Below are 16,981 nucleotides of genomic sequence, written 5' to 3' on the forward strand. Positions count from 1 at the left end.
TGAATTATAACTTACTGAATGTTAGTTACTAAAATTTTATTTAAAAATTTTTATTACTTTGACTTTCTAGATAATTAGACAACTTAATGAACTGTTTTGTTACATTAAAAAATATAATATTTGAATTCACTTTTTTTTGAGTAATTTTAAATTCACAAAAAAAATAATAATTTATGACAAAACTTTACTCATTATTAATGATTATTCTACTTCTCGTATCATGTAAAAGCGATTCTTTTATCGATCTCGAAAATCAGGAAAATCAGGAAACAAACTTTAATTTTGGAAATTCGACACAAAGAAATTTCCACGGTTTAGTTTTAGCAACAAACGGAACTCCTATTTCGGGTGCATCGGTTACCATTGGTTCGACAACGGTACAAACTAATTCTAAAGGTATTTTTGCAATTAAAAATGCCGATGTAAAAGAAAACTTCGCTTACGTAAAAGTGACGAAAGCCGGTTTTGTGAATGGTTCTCGCACCATGGTTCCTACCAGCGGAAGCAACAGAATCAATATCATGATGATTCCTGCCACCAACACATCCACGATCGCTTCAGGAGTGACAGCAACTGTTTCGTTACCGAATGGAACCAAAGTAAAATTTGACGGCAGCTTCAAAGACTCAAATGGAAATGCATACACTGGAAACGTAAATGTAGCCCTGTTTCATTTAAAACCTTCAGACCAGTATTTAAAGAGTTGATGCCCGGATCTCTTCTTGCAAACAACGCAGCAGGAAATGCTCGAATAATGGAGACTTTTGGAATGTTGCATGTACAGTTGACGGGTGCTGCCGGACAAAATCTTCAGATTGCAAACAATCATACAGCCGAGATGACGGTCGCAATTGATGCAAGTCAAACGTCAACAGCTCCTGCAACCATACCTTTATGGTCTTTCAACGAAACTACAGGGATTTGGCAGGAAGAAGGTTCTGCGACGAAGGTTGGAAATGCTTATGTAGGAAATGTAAGTCACTTTTCTTGGTGGAATTGCGATGTGCAATTTCCACAATGTATTTTGAAAGTTCATATTCAGAACTCTGCTGCACAACCTTTGACCAACGTCAATGTAAAAATATTTAGACAAAACCAGTCTTCCAGTTCTGCCACAACAGATGGAAACGGAAACGCATCGGGAATTATACCAGCTGGCGAAAATTTAATTATGAGAATTTATGACGCTTGTAATAATGTAATTGTCACCAATAATATTGGCCCTTTTGCAAATAATTCTACCAATATACTTCCTGCAATTACAATTTCGCAGAGTTTGAGTAATACAATAACAATTACAGGTACTCTTAAGGATTGTTCTGGCAATAATGTGACAAACGGACTTGCCTATTTATCGTATACTTCAGGCACAAATTATTTTTCTACTTATTATTCCACACAAGTAACTAACGGAAGTTTTTCTTTTAATGTCTTAAGTTGTGCATCAAGTCAGCAGTTAACATTTTCTGGTGCCGATTTCGCAAATCTTCAAACAACAGGAGATATTAATTTTACCGCAGCTGCTCCTACAACTAATTTGGGTAATCTTACTGTTTGTACGGCTGCCACAGAGTTTATTACAAGTCAAACAGATGCGCAAGCAATTAAATATTTTATTTCTCCCATCAATGCTATTGGAAATTTACAAACTCCAATCGGAACTGGAGGATTAAATGTAGGTTCACAAAATGCAACAGGAAGTTTTAATTTTAGCTCTCAAAACCCATCTGCGGTAGGTACTTATACTTCAAATTTTAGTTTAGAATCTTCGGGAGGATATATAAGTGCTAACGGAAATAATCTTACGCTGCAAATAAGCAATTACGGCGCGATAGGACAATACATTGATTTTACAATCAACGGAACGTATACCAATTCTACAGGTTCACATACATTGAGTGTGACAGGACACGTTATTCGAGATAATTAAATATAAAATTTCAATAAAAAGAGGCTTCAAAAAAAGCCTCTTTTTTTATTCTCTGTCGAAACGAGCCAGTTTTTTATCAATCCAAATTGTAGCAAAAGGAAAGAATGCAGAGATTAATGCGAAAACAGAATCTTCATCATCCCAGGCATAAATTTTTCTTATTGCAGGCAAAAAGATGAGATACAGCGTAAAAAATAATCCGTGGATACTTCCTATTGTGCTTATGTAAATAATAGGTAAAATACCTTCAGGATCAACACGAATCCAGATCATCGCAGTAAATAAAAAAAACCAAGAAATAGCTTCTGCCATACAGATTTGCTTAAACCATTTAATGACTTTTTCCTGAGGATATTTTGCGAAAAAATTTTCAAAGAATTCCATATTGATTTAATTTTGACTAACAACTACTTATAAAAACTACTCCCATCCAGATATTCAAACACCTCCGGAGGAAGCATAGGTCTTACGTTTTTACCTTCTTTGATCATTGAGCGAATCTCAGTTGCAGACAATTCAATCACTGGAGCTTTAATGATAGAAATATTTTCGTGATGCAGATATTCAGAATCTTTTTTCTCTCCCTCAAAAACTCTCGGGTAAACAATGATGTGATGATTTTTAATTAAAATATCCGAATTTTTCCATTTGTGAAAACTGCTGAGGTTATCTTCTCCCATAATCAGACTGAAAGAATATTCAGGATGTTTTTCTTTGAGATACGTCAAAGTATCCACTGTATAACTGGGAGTGGGTAAAGAAAATTCTACATTGGAAGCCCTCATTTGAGGATAATTTTTTACGGCAAGTTGTACCATATCCAAACGGTTATGATCATTCAAAAGAGATTTTTTTTCTTTAAAAGGATTTTGCGGACTTACCACAAACCATAATTCATTCATATCCGAATTCTCAAGAATATAATTTGCCAAAATCAAATGACCGATATGAATAGGATTGAAAGACCCGAAAAATAAACCGATTTTTTTCATTGTTTAATTGTCAATTTTGCTCTGCAGATCAATTACTACACATGTCAATTTTAAAATATTTATTTAAAAGGTAATTTTAAATTCACCATTCTCTTCAAAAGGAAAATTCACTTATTCACCTTCTATAAATTTCACATCTTTTATATTCAGATAATGTGTTACATTGCCCTTCCAGTGATTTTCTTCTAAAGTGAAAGCGATATCAAAAGATTTATTTCTAAAATCATCAGCAAATTGTCCAAGCTTAAAACCTACACATTCAATATTTCTTCCGGTAGATTCTTGTTTGATGTAAAATTTGAGGTGGTTATTATCTTTCCCCATCGTTTTTAGGTAACCGGCAATTTTCTGATTTTTCAAAACCAAATTAGGTTTCATATTCTGAGGCCCGAAAGGTCGCCAGTTTTCGATGGAAATTGATAAAATCTCTGTTGATCTCATCGGCTTCCACATTAGAATCTATCGTGATAGAAGGCTCCTTTTGATGATCCTTAATTTTTTCGGCAACCGTTTTTTCAAATTTTATTTTAAAATCTTCAAATTTACTCTTCTCCATTGAAAGTCCTGCCGCTGCATGATGCCCGCCAAATTTCAGAAAATATTCCGAACAGATATCTAATGCTTCGTGCACATCAAAATCTGAAATAGATCTTGCTGAAGCTACCATTTCACCATTATTTCCATCGGTGAAAACCAAAGTAGGTTTATAATAGGTTTCAGTCAGTCGTGATGCGACAATTCCAATCACGCCCTTATTCCATTCCGGATGATACACAATCGTGGAATATTTAGTCTCCTGTTGAGATTCGATTACTTGATTTAATGCAGAAAGGGTAGAGTTCATATCGAGCTCACGTCTTTCGTCATTCAGATTCATAATATCGCCTACAATTTGCTGAGCGTGTTTCAGATTATCAGAAACCATCAGTTCTACAGCCGCTTTTCCGTGGGAAATTCTTCCTGCAGCATTTATTTTAGGAGCAATTTCGAAAACGATGTTTGAAATTTCAAAGTGTGATAATTTATCTTCTGGGATCAGAAGTCTTAATCCGAGATTGCGGGTTTTCCGGAGAACTTTAAGTCCCATTTTTGCTAAAACCCGGTTTTCGCCAGTCATGGAAACAATATCTGCGGCAATAGAAATAGCGAGTAAATCGGTCAGTTCAAATAATTCTGTTTCGGGAATTTTGTAAATCGTATTAAGTCCTTGACATAATTTAAAACCGACTCCGCAGCCTGAAAGTTCTTTGAAAGGGTAGCGACAGTCATTTCTTTTCGGATCTAAAACGGCAACTGCATCAGGTATTTCATCTCCCGGAAGATGGTGATCGCAAATGATGAAATCTACTTGTTTTTCTTTTGCATAATTGATCATGTCAATTGCCTTGATTCCACAGTCTAGGGCGATAATCAGTGAAAAACCATTTTCTTTGGCATAATCAATACCTTCGGTGGAAATTCCGTATCCTTCAGAGTTTCTGTCAGGAATATAAAAGTCTAAATATTTTTTTTGAACTATTTTTCTTAAATACAGATAGGTAAGTGCAACGGCAGTGGTTCCATCCACATCATAATCGCCGTAAACCATTATTTTTTCACCGTTTTCAATGGCTGTGGCAATTCGCTCAACAGCTTTTTGCATATCTGCCATTAAAAAAGGATTGTGGATATCCTGCATATTGGGTTTAAAGAATTCACGCGCTTTCTGATAATTGTCAATTCCTCTAAGAACCAATAGTTTGGATTCAAAAGTTCCAAAACCGAGAGACGAACTTAATCCGTCAACAGTTTCTTCATCAGGTTCGGGCTTGTAAATCCATTTTTGACTCATTTCACAAAAATAAGGAATTTTTTATTTAAAAACCAGCAGATCATGATCTTCATTATTGCCACACATTCATTTTCATTTATTTTATTTTCAGTGTTTTAAGGTATTTTAAGTAATTTATTTTATAAATATTTGATTTTTTTGCACATTATGAAAACCAAACCAAAACTATTATCGTAGATATCATTAAAGTACTAAACCTTTATAAAAATAATATTATGAAAAAACCTATTAATGTTTCTAACCAGGGAGCTACTCTGGATACCAGCAGACGAAACTTTCTAAAACTAAGCGGCATTGGTATTGCCGTTGCAGGACTTACCCTTGTAGGTTGCGATGATGATGATTTTGAGTATAATGATAATAAAATTTTTGACCTGGGTATGGGTGATGTAGGTGTTCTTAACTACGCTTACGCTCTGGAGCAGTTAGAAGCCGATTTCTACACGAAAGTAGTTAATAACTTCTATGCAGGAATTTCAAATGCTGAAAAAGAAGTTCTTACAGATTTGTATCATCATGAGGTTATTCACAGAGATTTCTTTAAGGCTGCCATCACAGGTGCAACACCTAATGTATTGCCAACTCTTGAATTTCAATATCCTAATGTAAACTTTAATGATAGAAATTCTGTACTTGCTACTGCAAAAGCTTTAGAAGATACCGGTGTTGCTGCTTATAATGCGGCAGGTAAATATATTACTAACCCTACTTATCTTGTATTGGCAGGTAAAATTGTTTCTGTGGAAGCAAGACATGCATCAGCAATTAGAGATTTAATTAGTCCAACTCCATTGAGTAGTGCTTTCGCAGGAGATGATGTTGTAGATCCTGTAACTGGTCTTGATGTTGCAAAAGAACCGAAAGATGTTATCGCAGCAGCTGGAGGATTTATTAAAACTCCATTTACTTGGAAAGAAAGAGGCATTAATTAAATTATTCATTTCAAAAATCTATTATTATGAACATACTAAAATTATTAGATAAATTGGCTGACGATTCTTTTTTCACGAAACAAACGTCTAGACTAGATAATCTTTCAGATATTAAATCATTTGGTACAAAAGCGGCAGTAGCAGCAATACCATTAGGATTGGGAAGCTTCATGGCAACTTCTGCCAAAGCTGAAACTACAACAGAACCGACTTTAGCAATGAAAAGTGCATTAACGGATGCTCTTCAATTAGCATTAACTTTGGAATACTTAGAAGACGAATTTTACAGAATCGGTCTTAATACGGCAGGTTTAATTCCTACAGGAGACAGAACGGTTTTTCTTCAGATTTCAAAACACGAAGCAGCTCACGTTACTTTCCTTAAAAGTACATTGACATCTTTAGGAACAGCACCGGTTGCAAAACCAACTTTTGATTTTACAGCAAACGGTGCTTTCACACCATTTACCAACTATCAGCAGTTTCTTACATTAGCACAGGCTTTTGAAGATACAGGGGTAAGAGCTTACAAAGGACAGGCAGGAAATGTAATGTCAAATGGTGCAGTACTACAGGCAGCTTTACAAATTCACTCTGTAGAAGCAAGACATGCTTCTATGGTTCGTAGAATGCGTGCTAACAAAGGATGGATCGAATTAGCAAACGGAGGAAATATGCCTGCAGCAACTAACGCAGTATATAATGGAGAAGATGTTACAATGCAAGCCGGTTTCAATACAGCAACAGCTTTCGGAGCAGCAGCAGGTTCTGCAGCTTATGATGAAATCTTAACAGGAGCTGAAGCTACAGCAATTGCTAGTTTATTTATTGATTAATTCAATTTAAAATAGTTAGTTAATCCTTTTTCGGTAATTTCCGGAAAAGGATTTTTTCATTATATAGGATAGTAAATTTCTTCACTATTTGAAGTAAATTCTGTTAGGAGCTTTTTCCCGCTCTTCACTATATCTTTTTGACGCGGTCTCCGCTGCGCTGCCAAAAAGGATGCCGTTGCGATCGGGGCTAGAGAGGAGGCCTTTATATAATGTTTTGTCATATAATTTCGCCATACGTTTCCATGCACGCTTTGCGTTTCCCACTCGCACGTCTCATTTCTGCGAGCTTCTTATCAACGGTTCCATCTGCAACCCTTCATTCTTTAAAATTTTTCTCACACATTTTCAGTATTTTAGGTTTAAATATGAATTAAAGATCAACATTATGTTAACTTCTTTTGGTTGGATGGGTTAAAGTTTCTATCTTTGCCCCACTGAAAACGAGAGTATGTCAGTAGCGCAGGAGAGCTTTAGGGCTGTAGTTTATATTACTTTAGAAGAGAGAAAAACTTTTTAATTATTAATAAATTTTTAGCGATAAAAATTTGTGAGGTTGAAAAAGATTTGTATCTTTGCAATCCCAATACGGGGAGCGCAGGAGTAGTAGATTGGATGTTTAGAAAGAGGGTGTTTAGGGTTACTTAAAAAACTTTAAAATTTCTTCAAAAAACATTTGGTCAGGACAAAATAAATTATTACTTTTGCACACGCAAATACGGCAACGCCCAACGACAGAAAAGGGTAGCTGAGGAAGCGTAAGAGAAGAGATCATTGAAACATAGATATAACAACCAAGTAAGGAAAAGACTAAAGCGTCAATAACTTTGAGTGAGTCAGACAAACATACAATGGAGAGTTTGATCCTGGCTCAGGATGAACGCTAGCGGGAGGCCTAACACATGCAAGCCGAGCGGTAGAAGTCCTTCGGGACTTTGAGAGCGGCGCACGGGTGCGGAACACGTGTGCAACCTGCCTTTATCTGGGGGATAGCCTTTCGAAAGGAAGATTAATACCCCATAATATATTAACTGGCATCAGTTGATATTGAAAACTCCGGTGGATAGAGATGGGCACGCGCAAGATTAGATAGTTGGTGAGGTAACGGCTCACCAAGTCCATGATCTTTAGGGGGCCTGAGAGGGTGATCCCCCACACTGGTACTGAGACACGGACCAGACTCCTACGGGAGGCAGCAGTGAGGAATATTGGACAATGGGTGAGAGCCTGATCCAGCCATCCCGCGTGAAGGACTAAGGCCTTATGGGTTGTAAACTTCTTTTATACTGGGATAAACCTACTTACGTGTAAGTAGCTGAAGGTACAGTATGAATAAGCACCGGCTAACTCCGTGCCAGCAGCCGCGGTAATACGGAGGGTGCAAGCGTTATCCGGATTTATTGGGTTTAAAGGGTCCGTAGGCGGACTCGTAAGTCAGTGGTGAAATCTCATAGCTTAACTATGAAACTGCCATTGATACTGCGGGTCTTGAGTAAGGTAGAGGTAGCTGGAATAAGTAGTGTAGCGGTGAAATGCATAGATATTACTTAGAACACCAATTGCGAAGGCAGGTTACCATGTCTTAACTGACGCTGATGGACGAAAGCGTGGGGAGCGAACAGGATTAGATACCCTGGTAGTCCACGCCGTAAACGATGCTAACTCGTTTTTGGGTTTTCGGATTCAGAGACTAAGCGAAAGTGATAAGTTAGCCACCTGGGGAGTACGATCGCAAGATTGAAACTCAAAGGAATTGACGGGGGCCGCACAAGCGGTGGATTATGTGGTTTAATTCGATGATACGCGAGGAACCTTACCAAGGCTTAAATGGGAATTGACAGGTTTAGAAATAGACTTTTCTTCGGACAATTTTCAAGGTGCTGCATGGTTGTCGTCAGCTCGTGCCGTGAGGTGTTAGGTTAAGTCCTGCAACGAGCGCAACCCCTGTCACTAGTTGCTAGCATTAAGTTGAGGACTCTAGTGAGACTGCCTACGCAAGTAGAGAGGAAGGTGGGGATGACGTCAAATCATCACGGCCCTTACGCCTTGGGCCACACACGTAATACAATGGCCGGTACAGAGGGCAGCTACACAGCGATGTGATGCAAATCTCGAAAGCCGGTCTCAGTTCGGATTGGAGTCTGCAACTCGACTCTATGAAGCTGGAATCGCTAGTAATCGCGCATCAGCCATGGCGCGGTGAATACGTTCCCGGGCCTTGTACACACCGCCCGTCAAGCCATGGAAGTCTGGGGTACCTGAAGTCGGTGACCGTAACAGGAGCTGCCTAGGGTAAAACAGGTAACTAGGGCTAAGTCGTAACAAGGTAGCCGTACCGGAAGGTGCGGCTGGAACATCTCATTTTAGAGCGTCATTAGACGATAAACAAAAAAAGATACTTAAATGTATCATGTACTTACTTAAAGAAGACGTTTTAGTTTTTTACTCGGTTGCTTATATTATAAAAATACAAAACCCACTAGAAATTAGTATCAGAGGGAGAGATTTAGAAAATAGAGGTTAGAAAATTAGAAGTTAGAGATTAGTCTAACATCTAGTGTCTAAAATCTAACATCTAAACAAAGTCTCGTAGCTCAGCTGGTTAGAGCGCTACACTGATAATGTAGAGGTCGGCAGTTCGAGCCTGCCCGAGACTACTAATTGTAAAAGACGGGAAGACATCAGATATGAGACGTGAGACATTTAGGTCTAGAGTCTGTAATCTGACATCTGAAGTCTACTAGAGGGGGAATTAGCTCAGCTGGCTAGAGCGCCTGCCTTGCACGCAGGAGGTCAAGGGTTCGACTCCCTTATTCTCCACAGTTTTGTGAGTTTGATTTAAAAGTAAGATGGATAGAGCCAAAACAAATATCCATTTATCAGACGAGCAGAAAGAATTAAGATCATTGACATTAACGGTAAAAATATCACAAAGAGAAAACCGAGCGCAATTAAGCGTTTGAGTTTACAAAATAGTTTAATAGCAATATTAGACAAAAATACTGAACTAATTAATAATTAGGAAAGAAATCGTTAAGGGCGTATGGCGGATGCCTAGGCTTTCAGAGGCGAAGAAGGACGCGGTAAGCTGCGAAAAGCTGCGGGGATCGGCACACACGAATTGATCCGCAGATGTCCGAATGGGGCAACCCGTCTGGTTGAAGACCAGTCACTCCGCAAGGAGAGCAAACCCGGAGAACTGAAACATCTAAGTACCCGGAGGAAAAGAAATCGAAGAGATTCCGTAAGTAGTGGCGAGCGAACGCGGATTAGCCCAAAAGTCTTTATATGTTTAAAAGAATGTTCTGGAAAGAACAGCCATAGAGGGTGATAGCCCCGTATTTGAAAGGCATACATAGATGATAAATGAGTAGGGCGGGACACGTGAAATCCTGTCTGAATATGGGGGGACTCATCCTCCAAGGCTAAATACTCCTGAAAGACCGATAGTGAACAAGTACTGTGAAGGAAAGGTGAAAAGCACTTCGAATAGAAGGGTGAAATAGAACCTGAAACCGTACGCCTACAAGCGGTCGGAGCCCACAAGTTGGGTGACGGCGTGCCTTTTGCATAATGAGCCTACGAGTTAATTTTACTAGCGAGGTTAAGGACTTCAGGTCCGGAGCCGGAGCGAAAGCGAGTCTGAATAGGGCGTATAGTTAGTAGGATTAGACGCGAAACCTTGTGATCTACCCATGGGCAGGTTGAAGCTTTGGTAACACAAAGTGGATGAACCGAACCGGTTGACGTTGAAAAGTCTTCGGATGACCTGTGGGTAGGGGTGAAAGGCCAATCAAACTGGGAGATAGCTCGTACTCCCCGAAATGCATTTAGGTGCAGCGTCGTGTATAAGTTTATTAGAGGTAGAGCTACTGATTGGATGCGGGGGAGTCAAATCCTACCAATTCCTGACAAACTCCGAATGCTAATAAATGTTCCACGGCAGTGAGGGCGCGGGTGCTAAGGTCCGTGTCCGAGAGGGAAAGAACCCAGACCAACAGCTAAGGTCCCCAAATCTCTATTAAGTTGAAGCAACGCGGTTGGACTGCATTGACAGCTAGGATGTTGGCTTGGAAGCAGCCATTCATTTAAAGAGTGCGTAACAGCTCACTAGTCGAGCGGTCCGGCATGGATAATAATCGGGCATAAATAGAGTACCGAAGCTATGGATTTACAACCTCGGGTTGTATCTGGTAGGGGAGCATTCTGTTTGCACAGAAGCAGTAGCGTGAGCTATTGTGGAGCGTACAGAAAAGAAAATGTAGGCATAAGTAACGATAAAGCGGGCGAGAAACCCGCTCACCGAAAGACTAAGGTTTCCTCAGCCATGCTAATCAGCTGAGGGTTAGTCGGGACCTAACGCGAACCCGAAAGGGGTAGTGGATGGACAATGGGTTAATATTCCCATACTTGCTCACACTAAAAAGGGGACGGAGTGCCGTACTTACTGGAGACTGACGGAATAGTCAAGACCTAGCCTTCGGGCGAAGTTGCTGTAAGGAAAGTGCTTCCAAGAAAAGCCGAAGTGAAGCAACCCGTACCAAAACCGACACAGGTAGTCGAGGAGAGAATCCTAAGGTGCTAGAGTGAATCATGGTTAAGGAACTAGGCAAAATAGTCTCGTAACTTCGGAAGAAGAGACGCCAACAGCAATGTTGGCCGCAGTGAAGAGGCCCAGGCGACTGTTTATCAAAAACACAGGACTCTGCTAAATCGAAAGATGCTGTATAGGGTCTGACACCTGCCCGGTGCTGGAAGGTTAAGGAAGGGCGTTAGCAGCAATGCGAAGCGTTTGACTGAAGCCCCAGTAAACGGCGGCCGTAACTATAACGGTCCTAAGGTAGCGAAATTCCTTGTCGGGTAAGTTCCGACCTGCACGAATGGTGTAACGATCTGGGCACTGTCTCAACCATGAGCTCTGTGAAATTGTAGTCTCGGTGAAGATGCCGAGTACCCGCAATGGGACGAAAAGACCCTGTGAACCTTTACTATAACTTCGTATTGACTTTGAGTAAGTAATGTGTAGGATAGGTGGGAGACTTTGAAGCAGGCACGCTAGTGTTTGTGGAGTCAACGTTGAAATACCACCCTTTACTTACTTGGAGCCTAACTTCTTTTAGAAGGACATTGCGTGGTGGGTAGTTTGACTGGGGTGGTCGCCTCCAAAAGAGTAACGGAGGCTTTCAAAGGTACCCTCAGCACGCTTGGTAACCGTGCGTAGAGTGTAATGGCATAAGGGTGCTTGACTGTGAGACCTACAAGTCGATCAGGTGCGAAAGCAGGACATAGTGATCCGGTGGTTCCGTATGGAAGGGCCATCGCTCATAGGATAAAAGGTACTCCGGGGATAACAGGCTAGTCTCCCCCAAGAGCTCACATCGACGGGGAGGTTCGGCACCTCGATGTCGGCTCGTCACATCCTGGGGCTGGAGAAGGCCCCAAGGGTTGGGCTGTTCGCCCATTAAAGTGGCACGCGAGCTGGGTTCAGAACGTCGTGAGACAGTTCGGTCTCTATCTATTGCGGGCGTTAGATGTTTGAGAGGGCTTGATTCTAGTACGAGAGGACCGAATTGAACAAACCTCTGGTGTATCAGTTGTTCCGCCAGGAGCACCGCTGAGTAGCTACGTTTGGAAGAGATAAGCACTGAAAGCATATAAGTGCGAAACTCGCCTCAAGATGAGACATCTTTTAAGGGTCGTTGGAGATGACGACGTTGATAGGCTACAGGTGTAAAGTTGGTAACAGCATAGCCGAGTAGTACTAATTACCCGTAGATTTATAGCCTAATTGGCATCGCTTAATTGCGCAATCAAGGTTCTCTCTTTGTGAATATTCTTATCGCTTAAAACAGATGTCAGAAATAAGACATCAGATAACAGACTAAAAAAGTCTGAAATCTGAAATCTATCCTCTGATATCTTATATACAACCTTTAGGGTGGTTTTAGCGGTGGGGCTCACCTGTTCCCATTCCGAACACAGAAGTTAAGCCCACCAGCGCCGATGGTACTGCGAAAGCGGGAGAGTAGGTCGCCGCCAGTTTTTTTTTAAAGCTCCTCAATCGAAAGATTGAGGAGCTTTTTTTATGCAATACATTCAACAATACACTCCAAAAAAAGACTCCTACTCAAAAACAGGAGTCTTTTTTGTTATAACATGTAATCAATTACTAAGTAATGCAAATCCCAAAAAAGTCCTATACTCAATAGTATGGGAGTTTTTTATTTTAGTATGGTTATATAGTCTTTTTATATCCGAAAAGAAAGTAAAAACCGGTTTACAAAAATAGATCCAAGAAAACTTTAAAGTGAAAATAGAAAGCTACATACAAAAGTCTGAACTGAATGTAAAATAGAAATAGCTGTACAGAAAGATTTATATAAAAGTAAAAAACATCCGTTTGTAAAATTTTGTACAACATTCTTTTGTTCACAAGCATATCAAAAATATAACGTGGTATAAATAAGAAAGAGAAACTCAAAACAAAAAAAATAGAAGAAATCGGTTAAAATCCTTTTATAATTCATTTAAGGTTTACTGTTTATAAACCGTATAAATATTAATATTCCTATCTAATATATAATCTACTAAATTAATACAAAAAAAATCAGAATAGAAAGTTCTACCCTGATAATATCTGGAAGTGGAATGTAATCTAATTAAGAATACATCTTTTCTCTTAATTCTTTGATCTTTTTATCTGCAAGATATTCGTCGTAAGTAGTTTCCCTGTCGATAATTCCTTTTGGAGTCAATTCTACGATTCTATTACATACAGTTTGAAGCATTTCATGGTCATGAGAGGATAAAAGTAAGTTTCCTTTAAAGTTTGACAATGAGTTGTTCAAAGTAGTGATACTCTCAAGATCTAAATGGTTTGTTGGTTCATCTAATAGCAATACGTTAGCTTTCTGAAGCATCATTCTGCTGAACATACATCTCATTTTTTCACCTCCGGAAAGTACTTTACAAGATTTTAAAGCTTCATCACCTGAGAATAGCATTCTTCCTAAGAAACCTCTCATAAATTCTTCGTGACGCTCTTCATCGTTTTTGGTAAATTGTCTTAACCAGTCAACCAAATTAATGTCTTCCTGAAAGAAAGAAGTGTTGTCTAAAGGCATGTGAGATTGGTTGGTAGTAACTCCCCAAGCAACATTTCCTTTATCAGCTTGAGTATTTCCTGCTAAAATTTCAAAAAATTCTGTAATTGCCAGAGAGTTTTTAGAAATGATGGCAACTTTATCTCCTTTTTTAAGATTTAGATCTATATTTGAGAACAATAATTCTCCGTCTTTTGTTTTTTCTAGCCCTTTAACATCTAAAATCTGATCTCCAACTTCTCTTTCCATTTCAAAAATGATTGCAGGGTATCTTCTTGAAGAAGGTTTAATATCATCAATGTTCAATTTGTCGATCATTTTCTTTCTTGCAGTAGCCTGTTTAGCTTTTGCAACATTTGAACTGAATCTTGCGATGAAATCCTGAAGTTCTTTTTTCTTTTCTTCAGCTTTTTTGTTCGCCTGAGCTCTTTGTCTTGTGGCTAGCTGTGAAGCTTGATACCAAAAAGAGTAGTTACCTGTGTATAAATTCAATTTAGCATAATCTAAATCTCCGATGTGCGTACAAACCGTATCTAAAAAGTGACGGTCGTGAGAAACTACAATCACAGTATTTTCATAATCAGCTAAGAAATCTTCTAACCAGGCGATCGTATCAATATCAAGGTCATTGGTAGGTTCATCCAAGATCAATACATCAGGATTTCCGAAAAGAGCCTGAGCCAATAGAACTTTTACTTTGTCCTGATTCTCAAGTTCGCTCATCATCTGCCAGTGCATACTGTCTTTGATTCCTACATTAGAAAGCATAGTCTGTGCATCAGATTCTGAGTTCCAGCCACCCATTTCGTCATAGACAACGCCTAGTTCACCTGCTTTTATTCCGTCTTCATCAGAGAAATCTTCTTTGGCGTACAAAGCGTCCATCTCCTCTTTTATCTCAAATAATTTTTTATTTCCTCTTAAAACAGCTTCTAAAACAGTAAATTGATCATATGCAAAGTGATCCTGCTCCAAGACTGACATTCTTTTCCCTGGTTCCAGAGAAACGTGTCCTGTGGTTGGATCTTGTTTTCCGGTAAGTATTTTAAGGAATGTTGACTTTCCTGCCCCATTTGCCCCGATGATACCGTAGCAGTTTCCTTTTGTAAACATGATGTTTACTTCGTCAAAAAGAACTCTCTTCCCAAATTGTAAAGATAAGTTTGATACTGTTAACATATTGTTTGTAAATTTGGCGCAAAATTACGAAAAGAAATCGGGTAATTATAATATTGTAATACCCAAGTTTTTGCTGAATGTAATTTTGTATATTACATGAATGAAAATTTAGATCATGAAGATTGAAAAAACTGTTAAAATATTAAATAAAAGGGCACGTTTTGAGTACGAATTTATTGAAGAATTGGAAGCTGGAATGGTGCTTACCGGAACAGAAATAAAATCATTACGCTCATCTAAAGCATCTATCACCGATGCCTTCTGTCAGTTCATTGACGGAGAATTGTACATTATTAATATGATGATTGATGAGTATAAACTAGGCACGTTTTATAACCACAAAACAAAAAGGGAACGAAAATTGCTGTTGCACAAAAGAGAATTGTTAAAATTCGAAAAAAAACTCAAAGATGCAGGAAATACAATAATCCCTTTAAAATTATATATAAACGACAGCGGCAAAGCTAAAGTGCTGATAGCGTTGGGAAGAGGAAAAAAGCTTTTTGATAAAAGAGAAGCAATAAAAGACAGAGAAAATAAACGCAACCTCGATAGAATATTAAAGAAAAGTTAAAAATCATCCTGAAAACTTTGTTTATAAAGAAAAATTATATTTATTTTGCAATATCAATTATTTAATCATTTAATTCTATGAAAAATCTAAAATTAGGAATTTCAGCATTGGCGCTTACTGTTGCCTCTACTGTGTTCGCTCAGACTACCAATAATCCGTGGTTGATCGGAGTTGGTGCTCATGCAGAGAACCATAAAGCACAGGCAGGTAACTTCAGTAACACGTTTTCTGCTTCAAATTTGACGAAGAATATGTTCAACGTGAACAACTTCTCAATCACTCCACCATTGTCTAAACTTACTGTTGCTAGAAACATCGGTAAAGGTTTGGTAATTGACTGGCAAACTACAGTTGGAAACGTTGACAACAAAAGATTCAACATGGGTAAAGAATTCATGTTAATGACTGGTCTTGGTTTCCAAGCTAAAGCTGCAGGTCTTATCTGGAATGAAGAGTCTTGGTTTGATCCATATTTAAGAGTAGGTGCTAACTATCTTAGACATGATTACACTGCTCTTACTTTCCCTAGAACTGACTGGAGAGGAGAAAGTGTTAATAACGGTGAAAACGGTAACGAAAATGGTAAAGCTAACTTCTTTACAGTTGCTGCTGGAGCTGGTGCTAACTTCTGGTTAACTAAGAACTTCGGTCTTGGTATACAAGGAGATTACGTTTCAACTCCTGGCGATAAGTCTACAGTTGCTAACTTTTGGCAAGCTTCTGCTTCTTTGAACTTTAGATTCGGAAACAGAGATAGAGATAAAGATGGTATCTTAGATAAAGACGATTTATGTCCTGATACTCCAGGATTACCAGAATTCCAAGGATGTCCTGATACTGACGGAGATGGAGTTCCAGATAAAGACGATCAGTGTCCAGATGTTGCTGGTCCGGTTGAAAACAACGGTTGTCCTTGGCCAGATACTGATGGAGATGGTATTATCGACAAAGATGATGCTTGTCCTACAGTTGCAGGTCCTGCAGAAAACAATGGTTGTCCTTGGCCAGATACAGACGGTGACGGTATCTTAGACAAAGATGATGCTTGTCCTACTGTTCCAGGTCTTCCAGAATACAACGGATGTCCTAAGCCTAAAACAGTTGTTGCAACAGACTTAGAAGAAAACTTTAAATCTGTATTGTTTGACTTCAACAAAGCTACAATCAGACCTGAATCTGCTAATGCATTAGATACTGCAGCAGGTATTATTAAGAAAGAAGGAGGTAACTATCTATTAGAAGGTAGAACTGATGCTAAAGGTTCTGAAGCTTACAACTTGAAATTATCTAGAGAAAGAGCTGCTGCCGTAGTTGCTGCTTTAGATGCGAGAGGTGTAGATACTAACGCTCTTAAATCAGTGGGTGTAGGTGAAGCTAAAGCTACTGTTTCTGAAAAAGCAACTGATGCTGAAAGACAAGTTGACAGAAAAGTTGTTGTAAAAGCTGTTGAAGATGCTGCTGAGTGGAACGCAATCAAGAAAAGAGATTACGAAGATGCTCCAGTGAAAAAAGCTCCAGCTAAGAAAAAAGCTCCAGCTAAAAAAAGAAAATAATTAATTTTTCTAAATAATAAATACCTCCAGATTTTTCTGGGGGTATTTTTTTTG

9 protein-coding genes, 2 tRNA genes, 3 rRNA genes and 1 pseudogene are annotated in these 16,981 nt (G+C 38.9%); 11 read left to right on the plus strand and 4 right to left on the minus strand.

Annotated elements, in window-relative coordinates; translation table 11 throughout:
• Positions 1-173: 173 nt before the first annotated feature.
• On the plus strand, positions 174-707 hold the full coding sequence (locus ACZZZA_RS06955; protein ID WP_463430446.1) for a carboxypeptidase-like regulatory domain-containing protein: 534 nt from the start codon (positions 174-176) through the stop codon (positions 705-707).
• Positions 707-1,930, plus strand: a complete 1,224-nt coding sequence (locus tag ACZZZA_RS06960) for a hypothetical protein (protein ID WP_463430447.1) — start codon at positions 707-709, stop codon at positions 1,928-1,930. Before ACZZZA_RS06955 ends, ACZZZA_RS06960 begins: the two co-directional genes overlap by 1 nt.
• Before the next feature lie 45 nt (positions 1,931-1,975).
• On the opposite strand, the gene ACZZZA_RS06965 is transcribed toward ACZZZA_RS06960, so the two are convergent.
• From ACZZZA_RS06965 to recJ, 3 genes and pseudogenes are all read right to left on the minus strand, one after another.
• Positions 1,976-2,314: a DUF3817 domain-containing protein gene (locus ACZZZA_RS06965; protein ID WP_463430448.1), complete on the minus strand. Its 339-nt coding sequence runs from the start codon at positions 2,312-2,314 to the stop codon at positions 1,976-1,978.
• 23 nt (positions 2,315-2,337) lie between these two features.
• The gene (nadD, locus tag ACZZZA_RS06970) at positions 2,338-2,922 is read right to left on the minus strand and encodes a nicotinate (nicotinamide) nucleotide adenylyltransferase (protein ID WP_463430449.1); all 585 of its coding nucleotides are present in this window, start codon (positions 2,920-2,922) and stop codon (positions 2,338-2,340) included.
• Between the two features lie 111 nt (positions 2,923-3,033).
• Positions 3,034-4,753: pseudogene (gene recJ / locus ACZZZA_RS06975) on the minus strand (single-stranded-DNA-specific exonuclease RecJ).
• A gap of 215 nt (positions 4,754-4,968) precedes the next feature.
• Here recJ and ACZZZA_RS06980 point away from each other — a divergent pair.
• The 7 genes from ACZZZA_RS06980 to rrf all read left to right on the plus strand — a co-directional run bounded on the left by ACZZZA_RS06980 (position 4,969) and on the right by rrf (position 12,560).
• Positions 4,969-5,685 (plus strand): ferritin-like domain-containing protein, encoded by a 717-nt coding sequence (locus ACZZZA_RS06980; protein WP_463430450.1) that lies wholly within the window; start codon positions 4,969-4,971, stop codon positions 5,683-5,685.
• A 26-nt stretch (positions 5,686-5,711) separates the two neighbouring features.
• The gene (locus ACZZZA_RS06985) at positions 5,712-6,521 is read left to right on the plus strand and encodes a ferritin-like domain-containing protein (protein WP_463430451.1); all 810 of its coding nucleotides are present in this window, start codon (positions 5,712-5,714) and stop codon (positions 6,519-6,521) included.
• 845 nt (positions 6,522-7,366) lie between these two features.
• A 16S ribosomal RNA gene (locus ACZZZA_RS06990) occupies positions 7,367-8,882 on the plus strand.
• Between the two features lie 219 nt (positions 8,883-9,101).
• Positions 9,102-9,175, plus strand: a tRNA-Ile gene (locus tag ACZZZA_RS06995).
• A gap of 89 nt (positions 9,176-9,264) precedes the next feature.
• Positions 9,265-9,338: transfer RNA gene (locus tag ACZZZA_RS07000), tRNA-Ala, on the plus strand.
• A gap of 203 nt (positions 9,339-9,541) precedes the next feature.
• A 23S ribosomal RNA gene (locus ACZZZA_RS07005) occupies positions 9,542-12,303 on the plus strand.
• A 149-nt stretch (positions 12,304-12,452) separates the two neighbouring features.
• Positions 12,453-12,560: ribosomal RNA gene (rrf, locus tag ACZZZA_RS07010) — 5S ribosomal RNA — on the plus strand.
• The 16S, 23S and 5S rRNA genes sit together here with 2 tRNA genes alongside, the layout of an rRNA operon.
• Before the next feature lie 617 nt (positions 12,561-13,177).
• Here the strand turns inward: rrf and ACZZZA_RS07015 are convergent.
• The gene (locus ACZZZA_RS07015; RefSeq protein WP_463430452.1) at positions 13,178-14,800 is read right to left on the minus strand and encodes an ABC-F family ATP-binding cassette domain-containing protein; all 1,623 of its coding nucleotides are present in this window, start codon (positions 14,798-14,800) and stop codon (positions 13,178-13,180) included.
• 115 nt (positions 14,801-14,915) lie between these two features.
• Here ACZZZA_RS07015 and smpB point away from each other — a divergent pair, with 115 nt between their 5' ends.
• A complete protein-coding gene (smpB, locus tag ACZZZA_RS07020; RefSeq protein WP_463430453.1) occupies positions 14,916-15,374 on the plus strand; it encodes an SsrA-binding protein SmpB in 459 nt (152 codons plus the stop codon).
• Between the two features lie 77 nt (positions 15,375-15,451).
• Positions 15,452-16,927, plus strand: a complete 1,476-nt coding sequence (locus ACZZZA_RS07025) for an OmpA family protein (RefSeq protein ID WP_463430454.1) — start codon at positions 15,452-15,454, stop codon at positions 16,925-16,927.
• Positions 16,928-16,981: the final 54 nt, after the last annotated feature.

The sequence above is a fragment of the Chryseobacterium sp. AC405b genome (genome assembly GCF_979258685.1).

Coding starts and splice junctions, on each gene's coding strand:
- ACZZZA_RS07025 (WP_463430454.1), top strand. CDS start 15,452: ATGAAAAATCTAAAATTAGGAATTTCAGCATTGGCGCTTACTGTTGCC.
- ACZZZA_RS06960 (WP_463430447.1), top strand. CDS start 707: ATGCCCGGATCTCTTCTTGCAAACAACGCAGCAGGAAATGCTCGAATA.
- ACZZZA_RS06955 (WP_463430446.1), top strand. CDS start 174: ATGACAAAACTTTACTCATTATTAATGATTATTCTACTTCTCGTATCA.
- ACZZZA_RS06980 (WP_463430450.1), top strand. CDS start 4,969: ATGAAAAAACCTATTAATGTTTCTAACCAGGGAGCTACTCTGGATACC.
- smpB (WP_463430453.1), top strand. CDS start 14,916: ATGAAGATTGAAAAAACTGTTAAAATATTAAATAAAAGGGCACGTTTT.
- ACZZZA_RS06965 (WP_463430448.1), bottom strand. CDS start 2,314: ATGGAATTCTTTGAAAATTTTTTCGCAAAATATCCTCAGGAAAAAGTC.
- nadD (WP_463430449.1), bottom strand. CDS start 2,922: ATGAAAAAAATCGGTTTATTTTTCGGGTCTTTCAATCCTATTCATATC.
- ACZZZA_RS07015 (WP_463430452.1), bottom strand. CDS start 14,800: ATGTTAACAGTATCAAACTTATCTTTACAATTTGGGAAGAGAGTTCTT.
- ACZZZA_RS06985 (WP_463430451.1), top strand. CDS start 5,712: ATGAACATACTAAAATTATTAGATAAATTGGCTGACGATTCTTTTTTC.